Source organism: Corynebacterium sp. LaCa78, assembly GCF_046717505.1.
Taxonomy (GTDB): domain Bacteria; phylum Actinomycetota; class Actinomycetes; order Mycobacteriales; family Mycobacteriaceae; genus Corynebacterium.
The window spans coordinates 1,069,734-1,084,549 of sequence record NZ_CP177112.1; the positions used below are offsets into that span (position 1 = coordinate 1,069,734).

Consider the following 14,816-nt stretch of genomic DNA (forward strand, 5'->3'; position numbering starts at 1 on the left):
GGGGTAGATTAATGGGTATGACTTTGAAAAAGATTGCAACCGCGACGATGTCCGTCTCCGCAGCTGCGCTCATGACCATGGGCGTAGCAAACGCTGAGGAACCCGCAGCAAACCCGGCACCGGCTGAGCCCGGCACCGAGGTGGCAGACACCACCGCCAAGAGCGACCTGGTGGAATCCCTGCCGGCAGACGCTGACAAGCTGGTGCCCAACATCGAGGGCCAGACCATCACCGGTGAGCTGCACTCCGTTAAGGAAGACGGTCAGTTCACCGTGCAGTTCGACAAGGATCAGTCCCTGGTTCTCGATGATGGCTGCAATACCTACACCACCTCCTACGATGTGGATAAGGATGGCACCATTCACGTAGGTGACTTCGTCTCCACCAAGGTGGCGTGTGATGACCACACCCAGGCACTTTCTGATTCCCTGCGTGACGTCCTCGAGTCCGAGCCTTCCTTCTATGCTCTGCCTGACGGCCAGGCCGCACTGGGCACTGAGGACAACGCCGTTGTCTTCAACGTTGTGGAGTAAATACTCACAAAACCATTCAGCACCATGATCCTCCTTGGCGGGGGACCATGGTGCTGTTGTGTATGTGGCGGGGTGGACTACTTGGCATCGGAAAGCGCGTAGGCAGCGCCTGCGGAGGCGGCCGTCACGGCGAGGACTGCTGGCCAGGAACCAATCTTCTTTGCCAATGGGTGGGAGGCGCCGAACGCGCCGACATACAGGGCGGACAGGCCTGCGGTCGTGGCGGGGTTGGTCTTCTTGGCCCAAGAACGGCCGGCCCATAGGCCCGCTGCGCCGAGGATGACGCCGCCGAGCGGGCGAATGCCGGTCTCGCGGGCGGTGACCCAACCACCGATAAGGCCGAGGGTAACGGTGGTGGCGGTGGATACGTCTTGCGGTTTCTTGATATCAATCATGGACATGGTGGCCAGTCTAGGCCTGATTTGTGTGCCCCGCTAGAATTCCTGCCATGATTGCGGAGACTAACCTGCCATCGGAGCGCCAAGCATGGCTCGCCATGTTTGCCCTATCCCTCGGTTTCTTTGTATCCCTGTTGGACCAATCGATGGTAGCCATCGCCTTGCCGGAGATTCAGGCGGATTTGGGCGCCACGGTCAATGAAATCATGTGGGTTTCGGCCGCCTTTTTGCTTGCCGTCGTAGTGCCGCTGCTTTTTACGGGGCGGCTTGGCGATGTCCTCGGTCAGCGCGCCCTGTTTTGCATCGGCGTGGCGCTGTTTGGGATCGGCGCAGTAGCGTGTGCGCTGGCGCCGTCGATAGAAGTGCTCATCGTCGCGCGCATCGTGCAGGGTCTCGGAGCATCGCTGGAGATGCCACAGACGATGTCCGTTATTAACCGGGTATTCGCCCGCGAGCGCCGTGGGCGCGCGCTGGGGGTATGGGGGATTATCGGTTCGGTGGCATCCTTGGCTGGGCCGCTGCTCGGCGGGTTCCTCGTGGCTTCTTTTGGCTGGCAGGCGGCCTTCTGGGTGCATATTCCATTTGTTATCGCCGCCATCGTGCTGGCCCTGCTGTGGATACCGAAGCTGCCGACCACGGCCCAGGACATCGATAAGCCCTCGGCCATAGTCTCGCTCATTGCGCTAGGGTCCATCGTCTTTGGCATTCAACAAGGCCCAGAGCTGGATTGGGACTGGCGGGTGCTAGTGGTGCTTGCCATCGGCATAGTCGCAAGCATCGCCTTTGTGCGCTTGCAGACTAGCGCGCAGGATCGCGGCTCTACGCCTCTTTTTCCGGTGGAGCTCTTCCACAACCGCAATTATGCGGCCGGTTCCGTGGGCATATTAACCATGGGCTTTATGGCGGCTTCGGTCATGCTGCCGGTGATGTTGTGGTTGCAATCGGTCAAGGGGTTATCCGCCGGGGAGGCCGGCATTATCGTGGCTCCCATGGCGCTGGTCTCGATGCTGATGTCACCCATCGCCGGCATCCTCACGGACGTGGTGAATCCGCGCCTGATGGGGCTGGTGGGGTTTAGCCTGATGATCGCCTCGCTGTGTTTGGCCTGGTGGGTCATGCATGCCGACGCCAATCCGTGGTGGTTGGCCTTGCCCATCGCCGTTCTAGGAATCGGCCAGTCCTTTATCTGGGGCTCTAATGCGGCAACGACGCTGCGCGATATTTCACCTCACCACATGGGCGCGGCGTCGGGGGCGTATAACACCTCCCGCCAGGTGGGATCCGTGGTGGGCGTGGCTCTAGTCTCCGCCGTAATGCAAACGGGTAATCCGACTACGGCGATCATCAATTCGATTCTCGTGATTGTTATCGCGCTGGTGGTGGGACTTATCTCCTCACTGCGCTACGTGGACACGCTGCATGGATAAAAATCCTGCGCTAAATTGGGGGTTATGCGTCTTGCTGTACTGACTTCCGGTGGCGATTGCCCCGGCCTGAATGCTGTAATCCGTGCGGTTGTGCGAACCGCATCCAACGAATTTGGCGATACCGTCGTGGGCTACGAAGACGGGTGGGTTGGCCTTTTAGAAGACCGTCGGCGCGATCTTTACGACGATGCCGGCATCGACCGGATTCTCTTGCGTGGCGGCACCATTTTGGGTACCGGCCGACTGCACCCCGATAAATTTAAGGCCGGCCTGGAGCAGATCAAGACGAATATGCGCGAGGCCGAGGTCGATGCCCTCGTTGCCATCGGTGGCGAAGGCACGCTCAAGGGCGCTAAGTGGCTTAACGATAATGGCATCCCCGTCGTGGGCGTGCCGAAGACCATTGATAATGACGTCAACGCCACGGACTATACCTTCGGCTTCGATACCGCGGTATCGGTGGCAACGGATGCGATCGACCGCCTGCACACGACGGCTGAATCCCACAACCGCATCCTCATCGTGGAGGTCATGGGCCGCCACGTGGGCTGGATTGCTTTGCACGCAGGCATGGCCGGCGGCGCACATTACACCGTGATTCCAGAAGAGCCCTTCGATATCGCGGAGATTACCAAGGCGATGGAACGCCGCTTCCAGATGGGTGAGAAATACGGCATCATTTGTGTGGCCGAAGGTGCCCTGCCGAAGGAGGGCACCATGGAGTTTGAGGCCGGTGGCGTCGACCAATTTGGCCACCAAACCTTCAATGGCATTGGCCAGGTCATTGGCGATGAAATCAATAAGCGCACCGGCTATGACGTGCGCACCACCGTGTTGGGCCACATCCAGCGCGGCGGCACACCCACCGCGTATGACCGCGTCCTGGCGACCCGCTACGGCGTGCACGCTGCCCGCGCGGCGCACAATGGGGACTCGGGAATGTGCGTTGCCCTGCACGGTGAAGATATCGACCTCGTGCCATTGGAAGAGGCCGTGGGTACGCTGAAGACGGTGCCAGATGCCCGCTACCGCAATGCGCAAGCCCTGTTCGGCTAAGGTCTGTTAAACCTCCGCCGTCTCGAATATTAAGATCGCCCTCTCACATGGTGGGAGGGTATTCTTTTGTATATGAGTACCAATAGCGCTACAGAAAAACAGGAAGAACGGCAAGCGCTCATCGCGGCGCTGGGTTTTCCCATACTCGTTATTATCGGCGGCATTATTGGCTACATCGCCCCGGATACCGCGGCATCCTTTGCCCCGCAGGTAACGCCGCTGTTGGGCATCGTCATGTTTGGCATGGGGCTTACCCTCAAGCCCGTCGATTTTGCGCTCGTGGTGCGCCGGCCACTGCCCGTGGTGCTCGGCGTGGTGTCGCAGTTCGTCATTATGCCGCTGATCGCGCTCGCGGTGGTGGCAGTCATGGATCTGCCAGAAGCGGTTGCGGCTGGAGTGATTTTGGTCGGCTGCGCCCCAGGCGGCACGAGCTCTAACGTGGTGTCCTACTTAGCGCGCGGCGATGTCGCGCTTTCGGTGACCATGACCTCCATCTCCACGCTCTTGGCGCCCATCCTCACCCCGCTATTGACCTTGTGGTTGGCGGGCGAATACATGCCGGTCTCCGCGGCATCGATGGCGTGGTCCATCGTCAAGGTGGTGCTCGTTCCGGTCATCGCGGGCATCGTCATCGGCATGCTGCTTCCCCGGCTCGTGGCGAAGATTCAGGCGGCATTGCCGTGGATTTCGGTTACCGCGATTGCCTTGATCGTGTGCATTGTCGTCGGCGGCGCGCATGACAATATCGTCACCGCCGGTGTGCTGGTCTTTGCCGCCGTGGTCATTCACAACGCGTGCGGCTATGGCTTGGGCTATCTCGCGGGCCTCTTTACCCGCCAGCCGGTTCCGGTCCGCCGCACCATGGCCGTGGAGGTAGGAATGCAAAATTCCGGGCTGGCCACTAGCCTTGCCTCTTCCTATATGAGCCCACTGGCTGCCTTGCCCGGCGCTGTCTTTTCCGTGTGGCACAACTTGTCCGGCGCGATCCTGGCTGCGCTGTGCCGCTTTAGCGATGCCCGCAAGGCCAAAGTCAGCTAAAAGTTAATGGTGACAGCGGGGAAGTTCTGGTCTACGAACCAGGGCTCCTCCGTGATGGTGAGTGAGGCCTGGCCTTCCTCGAAGGCCAAGGTATCGCCGCCTTTGACGGTGGCGCCTTGCAGGATATGGTTGGCGATATTTGCCAGCTTGTAATAGAGGTCCGTGGGATCCATCGAGCTGGTGCGCGCCTGGATTTCCGGGTGGCCCGCTTGGACCAGTCCCATAGAATAGCCGCGGAGCTCGCCGCCCGATTGCGTAATCCACACCGGCGCGATATGCATGGGGGCGAGGTTATTGCGCACGGCATCGTTAAACATCGCCGGGGAGATGGAGACGTTGCCGCGCGGGTTGTGGATGATGAGGCAGTTGGGGTGCTGGGCTACGGCGGACGTCGCTTGGGATAGCAGCTCTAGGTGCTCGCGGCGCGGCTCGCGGAATTGGTGAGAGAGGTCGTGTTCCTGATTATCCGGAAGGACTGAGACTAGCACTTGGGCTCCCGCGGTGTTGAGGTCGCCGGCATCGGCGCTCAAGATGGGGTGGAGGCCGTAACTATCTGGGGTGGGTGCAGAATCGATGGTCTGGTAGTGCAGGACAAACGCGCCATCGATAGGAACGACGAGGCTGCCTGGGTTCTTGCCGGGAGTAATCTCTCCGGCACGCCCCGAAAAGGTCCCGGTAACAGCCTCTGTGATCTCTTCGGTCGAGGGGGCGGTAGAAAAGACTGCGATGTTAATCAGTGGGGCATCGACAAGCGAAGTGTCTACTGTATGTGGAGTCGTCATGACAGTCACCCTAGGGGCTAGCGCGCGAGAGTGCACGGACGTATTAAGATGGCACGCATGACTGCTGCGATGTATGACCTGATGGACTTCGACGAGGTCCTCGACAAGTATGAACCGGTAATGGGCATGGAAGTCCACGTGGAGCTGGATACGGAAACCAAGATGTTTTCCACATCCGCCACGAACTTCAGCGCAGCCCCTAACTCCAATACCGATCCGGTATCGCTGGGCCTTCCCGGGGCTCTTCCCGTGGTTAACTCCAAGGGCGTGGAGGGTGCAATCAAGATTGGCCTGGCGCTTAATTGCTCCATCGCGGAGTCCTCGCGCTTTGCCCGCAAGAATTATTTCTACCCGGACCAGCCAAAGAACTACCAGATTTCCCAGTACGATGAGCCGATTGCCTATGACGGCTACCTCGACGTCGTACTGGAAGATGGCACGGAATGGCGCGTGGAAATCGAGCGCGCCCACATGGAAGAAGACACCGGTAAGCTGACCCACCTGGGCGGCGCCGATGGCCGCATCCACGGCGCTACCGCATCCCTGGTGGACTGCAACCGCGCGGGCATTCCGCTCATTGAGATCGTCACCAAGCCCATCATCGGCGCCGGCGAGCGTGCCCCCGAGGTGGCAAAGGCCTATGTCTCGGCGCTGCGCGAGCTCGTCGCTGCGTTGGGCGTGTCCGATGCCCGCATGGATCAAGGCTCCATGCGCGTAGACTCCAACCTTTCCTTGCGCCCTATCGGCCAAGAAGAATTCGGTACCCGTACCGAGACGAAGAACATCAACTCCATGCGCTCGGTCGAACAGGCCGTACGCTTTGAGATGCAGCGCCAGGCACAGGTATTAGAAGATGGCGGCAGCATCGAGCAGGAGACCCGCCACTACCAAGAAACCGATGGCTCTACCTCTAAGGGCCGCCCGAAGGAGACCGCGGAAGATTACCGCTACTTCAATGACCCGGATTTGCCGCCGGTCATCGCCCCGCGCGAGTGGGTAGAAGAGCTGCGCGCAACCCTTCCGGAGCTGCCGTGGGTCCGCCGCGCCCGCATCCAAAAGGAGTGGGGCATTAAGGACGAGGAGATGCGCGACCTAGTCAACGCGGGCGCGCTGGATCTCATCGTGGAGACGGTCGAAGTCGGCGCGAAGCCGGACGAGGCTCGTTCCTGGTGGGTGTCTTATCTTGCAGGTAAGGCCAATGAGCAGGACAAGACCCTGGCTGAGCTGGATATCACCCCGGCCCACATCGCCCGCGTCATCGCCTTGGTCAAGGAAGGCAAGCTGACCACCAAGCTGGCGCGCCAAGCCGTCGATGGCGTACTGGCGGGCGAGGGCGATGTTGATGAGGTCGTCGCCAAGCGCGGTCTCGAGGTCGTGCGCGATGATGGGGCCATCGAAAAGGCCGTGGATGATGCCTTGGCCGCAAACCCGGACATCGTGGAGAAGTACCGCGCCGGCAATAAGAAGGTCACCGGCGCGATCGTCGGTGCCGTGATGAAGGCGACGCAAGGCAAGGCGGATCCGGGTCAGGTTAATAAGCTGATCGCGGAAAAGCTGAGCTAATACGCCACTAATCTAGCCAGTCTTCGTCCCTGCTTCCACAAGGGGCGGAGGCTGGCTTTCGTGGTTTTTAAATTGACCATAGTTTTCATTTGGGCAGGTCAGGACGGCAACGCGTAGACTATGTGACATGCCAATTAAATCTAAAGTTCTGCAAAAAACGAGCCCAGATGCACCTTTTCGCACCGTAGAAATCGAACGGCGCGATCCGCGCGAAGATGACGTCGTCATCGATATCAAGGCGGCAGGCATTTGCCACTCGGATATTCACACCATTCGCAATGAGTGGGGCGAGGCCCACTTCCCGCTGACGGTGGGCCACGAGATCGCTGGCGTGGTCGAAGCGGTAGGGGACAAGGTCACCAAGTTTAAGGTAGGCGACCGCGTGGGTGTGGGCTGCTTGGTCAACTCTTGCGGGGTGTGCGAGCAGTGCCGCAATGGGCAGGAGCAAAGCTGCCTGAACGGCTCGGTGGGAACCTATAACTCTGAAGACGTCGATGGGACCATTACCCAGGGCGGCTATGCGCAAAAGGTCGTGGTCAATGAGAATTTTGTGTTGACGATTCCGGAAGGCCTCGACTTTGATGTTGCCGCCCCGCTCTTGTGCGCCGGAATTACCACCTACTCGCCCTTGGCCCGGTGGCAGGTCAAGGAAGGCGATAAGGTAGCCGTCGTTGGCCTTGGCGGTCTGGGCCACATGGGCGTGCAGATCGCCGCCGCCAAGGGCGCTGAGGTCACCGTCATTTCCCGCTCCTTGCGCAAGGAACAAGAAGCCTACAAGCTCGGCGCGCAGCGGGTGTTGGCAACGGGTGAGGCCCCCGACTTCTTTGCCAACCACAAGGGCGAGTTTGACCTGATTTTGTCTACTATTTCCGCCTCCTATTCCCTCAATGACTACCTGCAGCTGTTGAAGCCGCGGGGGATCATGTCTGTGGTCGGCCTGCCGCCGGAGGAACTGGGAATCACGATGGGCAACCTCGTTGGTGGCGGTAAAGTATTGACCGGAAACAATATTGGCGGCATTGCCGAAACCCAAGAGATGCTGGACTTTTGTGCAGAACACGGCATCGGCGCGGTCATCGAAAAGGTGGGCGTTGATGACGTTGACGCAGCCTATGAGCGGGTTGTTGCCGGTGATGTGAAGTTCCGTTTTGTCATCGATACGGAAACTTTCGCGGATTAAGTATGTAAGCTACTTCATCGACAAAAGATGATGTATTGTATTTCACGCACGTGCAAGTAGGATTTCGTTATTGGGTTACGTACCATGTGCACAGGAGCACACTCCTGCGCCGCGCCTCCCCGCACGCGTCGGGGGATAAGGAGGGGGCCTAGGACGCGCGCACTGGTGTGTGAAAATTATCCGCTACAAAAGTTAGGCAACTGTGTCTTATAAAAATATTCTCGCCATGGCTATGTCCTTCGTGGGCCTGCTGGTAGGCGCGGGCTTTGCTACGGGCCAAGAGGTCGTGCAATATTTCACCGCCTTCGGCACCTGGGGTATTGCCGGCATTGTGGTCGCAGCGGCCATTATGACGCTGGCGGGCACCGTGTTCTTGCAATTGGGCAGCTATTTCCACGCCACTGAGCACAACACGGTATTCCGCAAGGTCACCCACCCTATCGTGTCTAAGCTATTGGACGTCGCCGTTATCATCACGCTCTTCGCCATCGGCTTCGTGATGCTGGCCGGTGCCGGTTCCAATATGGAGCAGCAATTTGGCTGGCAGGCTTGGATCGGCTCGACGCTGATGTTGGGGCTCGTGATTGCCGTCGGTATGATGGACGTCGATAAGGTGTCCAAGGTCATCGGTATGCTCACGCCGTCCATCATTATTGCCGTCATTGGTGTGGCCATCTACACCATGTTCAATATGCCGGACGATATCGGTGCGGCAATGGAAGCCTCCAGCCAAATCGATACCCCGATCGGCAACTGGTTGGTCTCCGCGCTGAACTACAACGGCCTAGCTTTGATGCTGGCGGTTTCGATGTCGCTGGTTATCGGCGGCGATAACATTAGCCCCCGTGAGGCCGGTTGGGGCGGCATCGTAGGCGGCATCGTCTACTCCGTCATGATGGGCCTGGCAGGCTTCTCCCTGCTGATGAACGCCGAGGAGATTGAGGGCTCCGATATCCCGATGCTGTCCTTGGTCGATAGCGTCAACCCAGTCTTGGGCGCAATCATGGCCATCATTATTTACCTGATGATTTTCAATACCGCCATTGGTATGTTCTACGCATTGGGTAAGCGCCTTTCCGCGGGCAATGAGGCAAAGTTCCGCGTTATCTTCATCGCCGGCTGTTTCGCAGGTTTCGGCGTCTCCTTCTTCGGCTTCAAGACCTTGATGCAGTACGTCTACCCGGTCATCGGCTACATGGGCATCGCGATGGTGGCCGTCTTGGTCTTCGCATGGTTCCGCAGCCAGTCCAAGATTCAGGACGAGGCGCTGCGCCGCGAGCGCGTGCGTTCGCTGATGCACCTGAAGCTGAACCCGAACAAGGAATACGACGCAGATCGCTACGACGACGAGATTGGCCAGCACCTCGAGGATTCCAATATGGATAGCGAATCCCTCTATGAAGAGCTCGTGACCGAGGTGACGGAAAAGCTTGACGGTGATGACGATGTGGACTTTGATAAGGAAGAATTTGAGAAGCAAAACCAGGACGATCACACCTACTACATCGAGCGCGAGGGCGTAGAGCACGACCGCTCGCCGGAAGAGATTGAAAAGTGGATCGAAGAAACCGGTGCTATCGGTGACCCAGAGGAAGACGATGAGTCTTCCGAAGCGGAAAGCTCCCAGAAGTAATCTCGCCTTAGAGCAATAAATTTCCCTCCCCAGGATTTCCCGGGGAGGGATTTTCTATGCCTTGTGCTTGCCGATGCCCCTTTTAACGCTTAGGGCTGGAGCTGGCCAAGGGATTACAGCAGGAGGAGCTTGAGGGTCAGGCCAACCATGATGACGCCGATGCCAACGTTGATCCAGCGCCATACCTCGGGGCGGGAGAGGACGTGGGAGAAGCGGGCAGCGCCAAAGCCAATGACGGGAAACCACGTAAAGCTGGCGGCAATGGCACCGCCGGCGAAAAGCCACCGGCCGGGGTCGCCATACTGGTTGGCGATGCCGCCGAGCATGACCAGCACATCAACATAGGCGCCTGGATTGAGCCAGGTTAGCGCCAGCGCGGTAAGTAGTGGCTTAACCCAGGAGGGAGAGCGCTTAATTTCCTGGCGCTGGGTGGCGGTAGCTGTGGCGACAGAACCGTGCCCGGTGCCGGCCCCACCCGTGGTGTCGCCGTCGAAGGTCGCGACTTCCTCGGTGGAATTAGGGGAAGTGGATTCCACGTCGATGGCCTCGCCCTTGGTTTTGAAGGCATCGCGGAAGCAGGTGAAGGTGAAAAAGGCGAGGTATGCCGCGCCGATGTACTTGAGCGCCTCAAGCGCATTGGGAAAGCGCTCAACCAGGTAGCCGACACCGGCGGTGCCGGAGGTAATGAGGATGACATCGGAAAGCGCGCACACCACGATGATGAGCCCGATGTGATCGCGGCGGATGCCGTATTTCAACAGCATCGCATTTTGGGGGCCGACGGCCACGATGAGGGATAAACCAAGCACAAAACCAGCAAGCACGATGGACATGCCCCTAGTGTGGATCCAAGCGGTAAATAAGTCCAGTTAATCTATCTTCATATGGTTTAGAATAGCTTCATGAACCCGGTACATTTGGAAACCTTGCTGGCCATCGTGGAGGAAGGAAGCTTTGAGGTCGCCGCCTCGGTCCTGGGGATTTCCCCATCTGCGGTAAGCCAGCGCATTAAGGCGTTGGAGGCGAGCACCGGCCGTGTGCTGGTGCGGCGGGCGAATCCGGTGGGGGCGACGGAAGCCGGCGAAGTCCTCGTACAGGCGGCCCGGCGCATGGCGTTGGTGCAGGCGGAAACCGATGCCCGGTTGGGCCAGCGCCTAGCGCGCGTGCCCCTGTCGGTGGCCATCAACTCCGACTCGCTCGCCACCTGGTTTACGCAGGTATTAAGCGATACCGCGCAGCAGGGAGACGTTGCCCTGCGCATACGCATTGAGGATGAGGCCCGCACGCTCGCGATGCTGCGGCGCGGCGATGTTTTGGGTGCGGTAACGAGGGAGCATTCGCCGGTATCCGGGTGCGATTCCACGTTTTTGGGGACCATGCGCTATTTCGCCGTTGCCGCCCCGCATATCGCGGAAGGCTTTCATTCAGGGCGGTTTACCTGGGAGACGATGCCGCTGGTGGGCTATGGCCCCAATGACCAAGTGCTCGATGATGCCATGCGCGAGCGCTTTATTGACTCCCACGTCGTGCGCGCACGGGTCTCGCAAATTCCCTCTTCGGAAGGCTACCTGGAGGCCGTGCGCGTGGGCCTGGGGTGGGGGCTTTTGCCGCAGGTCCAGGCCCAGCCGCTGGTGGAATCGAAAGAGCTGCTGCTTCTCGATGACCACCAGCTCGACATCGACCTCTACTGGCAGCGTTGGCGCCTAGAATCCGAGGTCTTAAGCGATCTGACGCGGTCTGTGATTAACGCGGCTGCGGGGCTGGGAAGAGCTTAAGCTGAAAGTCTTCCGGATTCTTTACTTCCTCGCCGGAGGGAATGGGGCCCGGGAGTCGCACGCCAGGGGCAAAGGGCTGCCCGCCAAAGCGATCGCGGTCGTGCGGCTCTGCTAGCCAGGACATATCCGGTCCCACCGGAACGATGCGGGTGGGGTTGATTTCGGTGTGCGTGGCAAAGTAGTGCTGTTTGATCTCGGTGAAATCGGTGGTATCACCAAAGCCCGGTAGCTGGAATAGTTCTTGCAGGTAGCCGCGCAGGTTGGGCAGTTCCTGGATCTTGTGGCGCGAGCACTTGAAGTGCGAGTAATACACGGGATCGAAGCGCACGAGGGTGGCAAATAGGCGGATATCGGTTTCGGTAATGTGATCGCCAACCATATAGCGCTGGGTGCCCAGGCGCTCCTCGGCCCAATCGAGCGCCTCCCACAGTTGGTCATAAGCCTCTTCGTAGGCTTCTTGCGAGCCGGCAAAACCGCAGCGGTACACGCCATTATTGATGCCGTGGAAGATGTACTCGTTGAGCTCGTTCATCTCCTCGCGGTGCTGTTCAGGGAAGAGATCGGGAGCGCCTTCTGCCTGGAAGTCCGTCCACTTTTCAATAAAATCGCGCACCATCGAGGGGTAATCATTGGTGACTACCCGGCCGGTGGATTCTTCTACCAAGGCTGGCACAGTAATTCCGCGGGGGTAATCTGGAAAGCGCTCGAAGTAGGCTTCCTGCAGGCGCTTGTAGCCCAAAACCGGGTCTACTTCGCCCTCGTCGAGGTCGAATGTCCAGGACCGCGCATCGTGTACGGGCCCGGCGAGGGCCAAGGAAATGGAGTCCTCTAAGCCCAACAGGCGGCGAGCGATGACCGCGCGGTGCGCCCACGGGCAGGCACGGGCCGCCACCAGGCGGTAACGGCCAGCCTCCATGGGCCAGTAAAAGGTGCCATCATCCTGCGCGGTTATCTCGGATACCTTTGGTGAAATGCGGTCTTCGATATAGGTGGTATCGCGAATAAACTCGCCATCTGGTGAAGCATTGCGGGCATCTCCGGCCCAGTCGGAGTCGTGTGAAGTCATCGATTCGTTCCCAATTCTGGTGGATTCATAAGGCGGGGAAAGTGTCCCCGCCGGTAATTAATGTTTATATGTCAACTATGTGACATTGTTGATATTACAACAAGATGGGGGCTGGGGGAAGAGGAGTGCGGGGACAATTGCGGCGCGCCGATAACGGTACCGCAAAACTGCAGGCAACTGTCTTAAGTTGGTCATATGAGCGATAAGCAGCAACCGGATAAAGCCAATCCCTTAGACGAGGATCTTAACGTTCCAGCCTACGATTCCATGCGGCAGGATAACCCCGATGTCTTTGCCCGCGCAGGGCGCGCCGAACCGCAAGAAATTCGGCCGCAGAAGCAAGAGGCGGCGGAGACGGAGGTTTTGCCCAATGCCGCTAATGGGGCCACGCAGCAGGGAAACCAGCAATCCGCAGGTGAGGATACCGCGGTATTGGATCCCGCAGCGGCGTCGCAGGCCGAAGGTTTTGCGGCAGACGATGCCGGCTTGAGTCCAGAAGAGCTGGCGGAACAAGAGCGCAAGCTTCAGCAGGAACAGGAGGATAAGGAAGGCTACAAGCGTTATGGGCGCCGCGGCACCATTGACTTTGGCCTCTTCTTTGTCCGCTTGGCTATGAGCGCCTACCTCATCATCGCTGGCGTGTCCACGTTCTTCTCGCTGGGCGATGGCGCCGGAGTCTCCGGACTGGAAAGCGATTACTCGCAGTACGCTTGGGCTAATTCCTTTGCCTTGGCGGTACCAACCGTGCAGCTGATCGCCGGAGCATTCCTCCTTTTGGGCCTGATTAGCCCTCTTGCGGCCATGCTCGGTTTGGTCGTTACCGGTTTCACCGCCTTGCACGAACTGGCGGAATCGGGCGCTGGTCTGCAGGTCTTTGACTGGCCGGACTCGGTATGGCTATCGCTGGTCCTTTTCGTTATCGCGATTGGCCTGCAATTTACCGGTCCTGGTTTCATTTCCTTGGACTTTGGTCGCTCTTGGGCGCGGCGCCCGCTGGGTACGTCGTGGGTCTTTGTGGTGGTCGGTATCGCCATCTTGGTTGCCGTGTGGTTCTTTGGCGCAGCCGTAAACCCCATCGCTTAGCCTGTTACTCGCTACCGCGTAAGTGGAACCCCGCCGCAGTTAATGCGGTGGGGATTTTCTTTTCACCCTTGCTTTCCATCATGGAAAGTGAAAGAATTGCCATAACGGAAAGTATGGAATCTGGATTTTGGGGATGGTGGTAGAAAATGGAAGATGAGCTAAAGAAGTCGCTCGAGTTTAATGACAGCCTGCAGGATCAAGGCGCTGAGCGAAAGCGGCTTATGCAAAATATCCTCCTAGTGATCGCATTCGCTGTGTTCTATGTGGGAATAACAGTATTCGCGGAGATAATACACCCCGTCGCGTTTCTCATTTTCTACTTTGTCCTTATAGGCCTCATCGTGTGGGCGCTGCTTCATCATCAGAGCAAGGTGCGGACCAGCTATCGCCAGGACCCACATTCACAGCCCAAGGCCGATAAGAAATACTACGCGGGGATGGCAGTAATACTTATCCCGATCTTTATCACCAACATGCTGCGTGAGCACATGTGGGCCTTGGTGATCTTCATCGCGGTGTGGGCAGTGGCAATGGTCTGGGTGCTGCAATCTCGTGCCTTGGACCTTGCAGCGCGGCAAGGAGAAGGCCGTAGTGCTCAGTGATATTGACCCGGTTATCTATCCTCTCAATCGCTTCAAGATCTGCGCGGTATTAAACGCGCGGGGTGCGGTGGAGGGACAGGTGCGCCGCGAAATGCGCTTCGCGGCGCTGCGGGAAGAAGTGGGGCAATCGGCCGCTACTTTATCTAAACAATTAACCGCCTTGGAAAACGAAGGCTATATCAGCCGATTCCGCGAGTACGGGTCTTCCCGCGATAAGGACACCGTGTGGGTTATGCTCACTGCTACCGGCAAGTCCGCATTCGATGCCCACCTCGCCGCGCTTAAGTCGCTAGCGGAGCAGGAGTAGCGCTACGTGTGGTCTGCTTGCGCTGGGCGGCACAGAATGCGGCCGCATACAGCGCTACGGTAAGCACGGTGAGCCAGACGAAGTCATCCACCCAGAATTTCTGGAAGTGGTTCATGGCATGGACATCGACTTGATCTCCCCACCACCACTTCGGTGGAACGGTGAGCAACAGGGCTGCCCAGGCGATGAGGACGGCCAGGAGGTTGCGGGCAGCCCATCCGGTAGAAAGCCAGCTCCACGCGCGGTAGGCTGACGCGCGACGCTATTTAGTACCGGTAGAGCGGTATCGAGTACCGACCGGTGCGGATATCGGGTACCGGGGGTAGTTTTTAGGCACTCTTTAGTGGACGGCCCACGCAGTGTGTACGCGTGG

16 protein-coding genes are annotated in these 14,816 nt (G+C 58.8%); 11 read left to right on the forward strand and 5 right to left on the reverse strand.

Translation table 11 applies throughout. The annotated features are described in order from the left end of the window. The first annotated feature begins 17 nt into the window (after positions 1-17). Positions 18-533, forward strand: a complete 516-nt coding sequence (locus ACLI1O_RS05210; RefSeq protein ID WP_239267715.1) for an META domain-containing protein — start codon at positions 18-20, stop codon at positions 531-533. Between the two features lie 77 nt (positions 534-610). Here ACLI1O_RS05210 and ACLI1O_RS05215 read toward each other — a convergent pair whose 3' ends face one another. Then, on the reverse strand, positions 611-934 hold the full coding sequence (locus tag ACLI1O_RS05215; protein ID WP_005282483.1) for a membrane protein: 324 nt from the start codon (positions 932-934) through the stop codon (positions 611-613). A 47-nt stretch (positions 935-981) separates the two neighbouring features. Here ACLI1O_RS05215 and ACLI1O_RS05220 point away from each other — a divergent pair, with 47 nt between their 5' ends. The 3 genes from ACLI1O_RS05220 (at position 982) to ACLI1O_RS05230 (ending at position 4,452) form a co-directional block, all read left to right on the forward strand. Further along, positions 982-2,358 (forward strand): DHA2 family efflux MFS transporter permease subunit, encoded by a 1,377-nt coding sequence (locus ACLI1O_RS05220; RefSeq protein ID WP_284631832.1) that lies wholly within the window; start codon positions 982-984, stop codon positions 2,356-2,358. Between the two features lie 24 nt (positions 2,359-2,382). Next, entirely contained in the window at positions 2,383-3,414 is a 1,032-nt protein-coding gene (locus tag ACLI1O_RS05225; protein ID WP_005280236.1) for an ATP-dependent 6-phosphofructokinase, read from the forward strand. A 72-nt stretch (positions 3,415-3,486) separates the two neighbouring features. Next, positions 3,487-4,452: a bile acid:sodium symporter family protein gene (locus tag ACLI1O_RS05230; protein WP_284849477.1), complete on the forward strand. Its 966-nt coding sequence runs from the start codon at positions 3,487-3,489 to the stop codon at positions 4,450-4,452. On the opposite strand, the gene ACLI1O_RS05235 is transcribed toward ACLI1O_RS05230, so the two are convergent. After that, a complete protein-coding gene (locus ACLI1O_RS05235) occupies positions 4,449-5,234 on the reverse strand; it encodes a DUF4261 domain-containing protein (RefSeq protein ID WP_284849478.1) in 786 nt (261 codons plus the stop codon). The two genes, ACLI1O_RS05230 and ACLI1O_RS05235, sit on opposite strands and share 4 nt — an antisense overlap. A gap of 57 nt (positions 5,235-5,291) precedes the next feature. Here ACLI1O_RS05235 and gatB point away from each other — a divergent pair, with 57 nt between their 5' ends. The 3 genes from gatB to ACLI1O_RS05250 all read left to right on the forward strand — a co-directional run bounded on the left by gatB (position 5,292) and on the right by ACLI1O_RS05250 (position 9,610). Beyond that, a complete protein-coding gene (gene gatB / locus ACLI1O_RS05240; protein ID WP_239275322.1) occupies positions 5,292-6,797 on the forward strand; it encodes an Asp-tRNA(Asn)/Glu-tRNA(Gln) amidotransferase subunit GatB in 1,506 nt (501 codons plus the stop codon). A 127-nt stretch (positions 6,798-6,924) separates the two neighbouring features. Then, positions 6,925-7,977 carry an NAD(P)-dependent alcohol dehydrogenase gene (locus tag ACLI1O_RS05245; protein WP_239267703.1) on the forward strand — a complete coding sequence of 351 codons (1,053 nt, stop codon included), beginning with the start codon at positions 6,925-6,927 and terminating at the stop codon, positions 7,975-7,977. Positions 7,978-8,179: 202 nt separating this feature from the next. Further along, on the forward strand, positions 8,180-9,610 hold the full coding sequence (locus ACLI1O_RS05250) for a hypothetical protein (RefSeq protein ID WP_239267701.1): 1,431 nt from the start codon (positions 8,180-8,182) through the stop codon (positions 9,608-9,610). A 113-nt stretch (positions 9,611-9,723) separates the two neighbouring features. Here ACLI1O_RS05250 and ACLI1O_RS05255 read toward each other — a convergent pair whose 3' ends face one another. Next, entirely contained in the window at positions 9,724-10,443 is a 720-nt protein-coding gene (locus ACLI1O_RS05255) for a LysE/ArgO family amino acid transporter (protein ID WP_239267699.1), read from the reverse strand. 69 nt (positions 10,444-10,512) lie between these two features. On the opposite strand from ACLI1O_RS05255, the gene ACLI1O_RS05260 reads away from it, so the two are divergent. Next, a complete protein-coding gene (locus tag ACLI1O_RS05260) occupies positions 10,513-11,385 on the forward strand; it encodes an ArgP/LysG family DNA-binding transcriptional regulator (RefSeq protein WP_239267697.1) in 873 nt (290 codons plus the stop codon). Here ACLI1O_RS05260 and ACLI1O_RS05265 read toward each other — a convergent pair. Beyond that, positions 11,354-12,451, reverse strand: coding sequence for a glutathione S-transferase family protein (locus ACLI1O_RS05265; protein ID WP_239267695.1), 1,098 nt, complete (start codon positions 12,449-12,451; stop codon positions 11,354-11,356). The two genes, ACLI1O_RS05260 and ACLI1O_RS05265, sit on opposite strands and share 32 nt — an antisense overlap. Before the next feature lie 195 nt (positions 12,452-12,646). Here ACLI1O_RS05265 and ACLI1O_RS05270 point away from each other — a divergent pair, with 195 nt between their 5' ends. The 3 genes from ACLI1O_RS05270 to ACLI1O_RS05280 all read left to right on the forward strand — a co-directional run bounded on the left by ACLI1O_RS05270 (position 12,647) and on the right by ACLI1O_RS05280 (position 14,443). Further along, complete coding sequence (locus ACLI1O_RS05270) at positions 12,647-13,534, forward strand: DoxX family protein (RefSeq protein ID WP_239267694.1); 888 nt, start codon at positions 12,647-12,649, stop codon at positions 13,532-13,534. A gap of 146 nt (positions 13,535-13,680) precedes the next feature. Beyond that, positions 13,681-14,136 carry a cb-type cytochrome C oxidase subunit IV gene (locus ACLI1O_RS05275; RefSeq protein ID WP_239267692.1) on the forward strand — a complete coding sequence of 152 codons (456 nt, stop codon included), beginning with the start codon at positions 13,681-13,683 and terminating at the stop codon, positions 14,134-14,136. Beyond that, a complete protein-coding gene (locus ACLI1O_RS05280; protein WP_239267690.1) occupies positions 14,126-14,443 on the forward strand; it encodes a transcriptional regulator in 318 nt (105 codons plus the stop codon). The genes ACLI1O_RS05275 and ACLI1O_RS05280 overlap by 11 nt, the downstream gene beginning before the upstream one ends. Here ACLI1O_RS05280 and ACLI1O_RS05285 read toward each other — a convergent pair. Further along, complete coding sequence (locus ACLI1O_RS05285) at positions 14,418-14,612, reverse strand: hypothetical protein (protein ID WP_411707007.1); 195 nt, start codon at positions 14,610-14,612, stop codon at positions 14,418-14,420. The two genes, ACLI1O_RS05280 and ACLI1O_RS05285, sit on opposite strands and share 26 nt — an antisense overlap. Positions 14,613-14,816 lie beyond the last annotated feature (204 nt).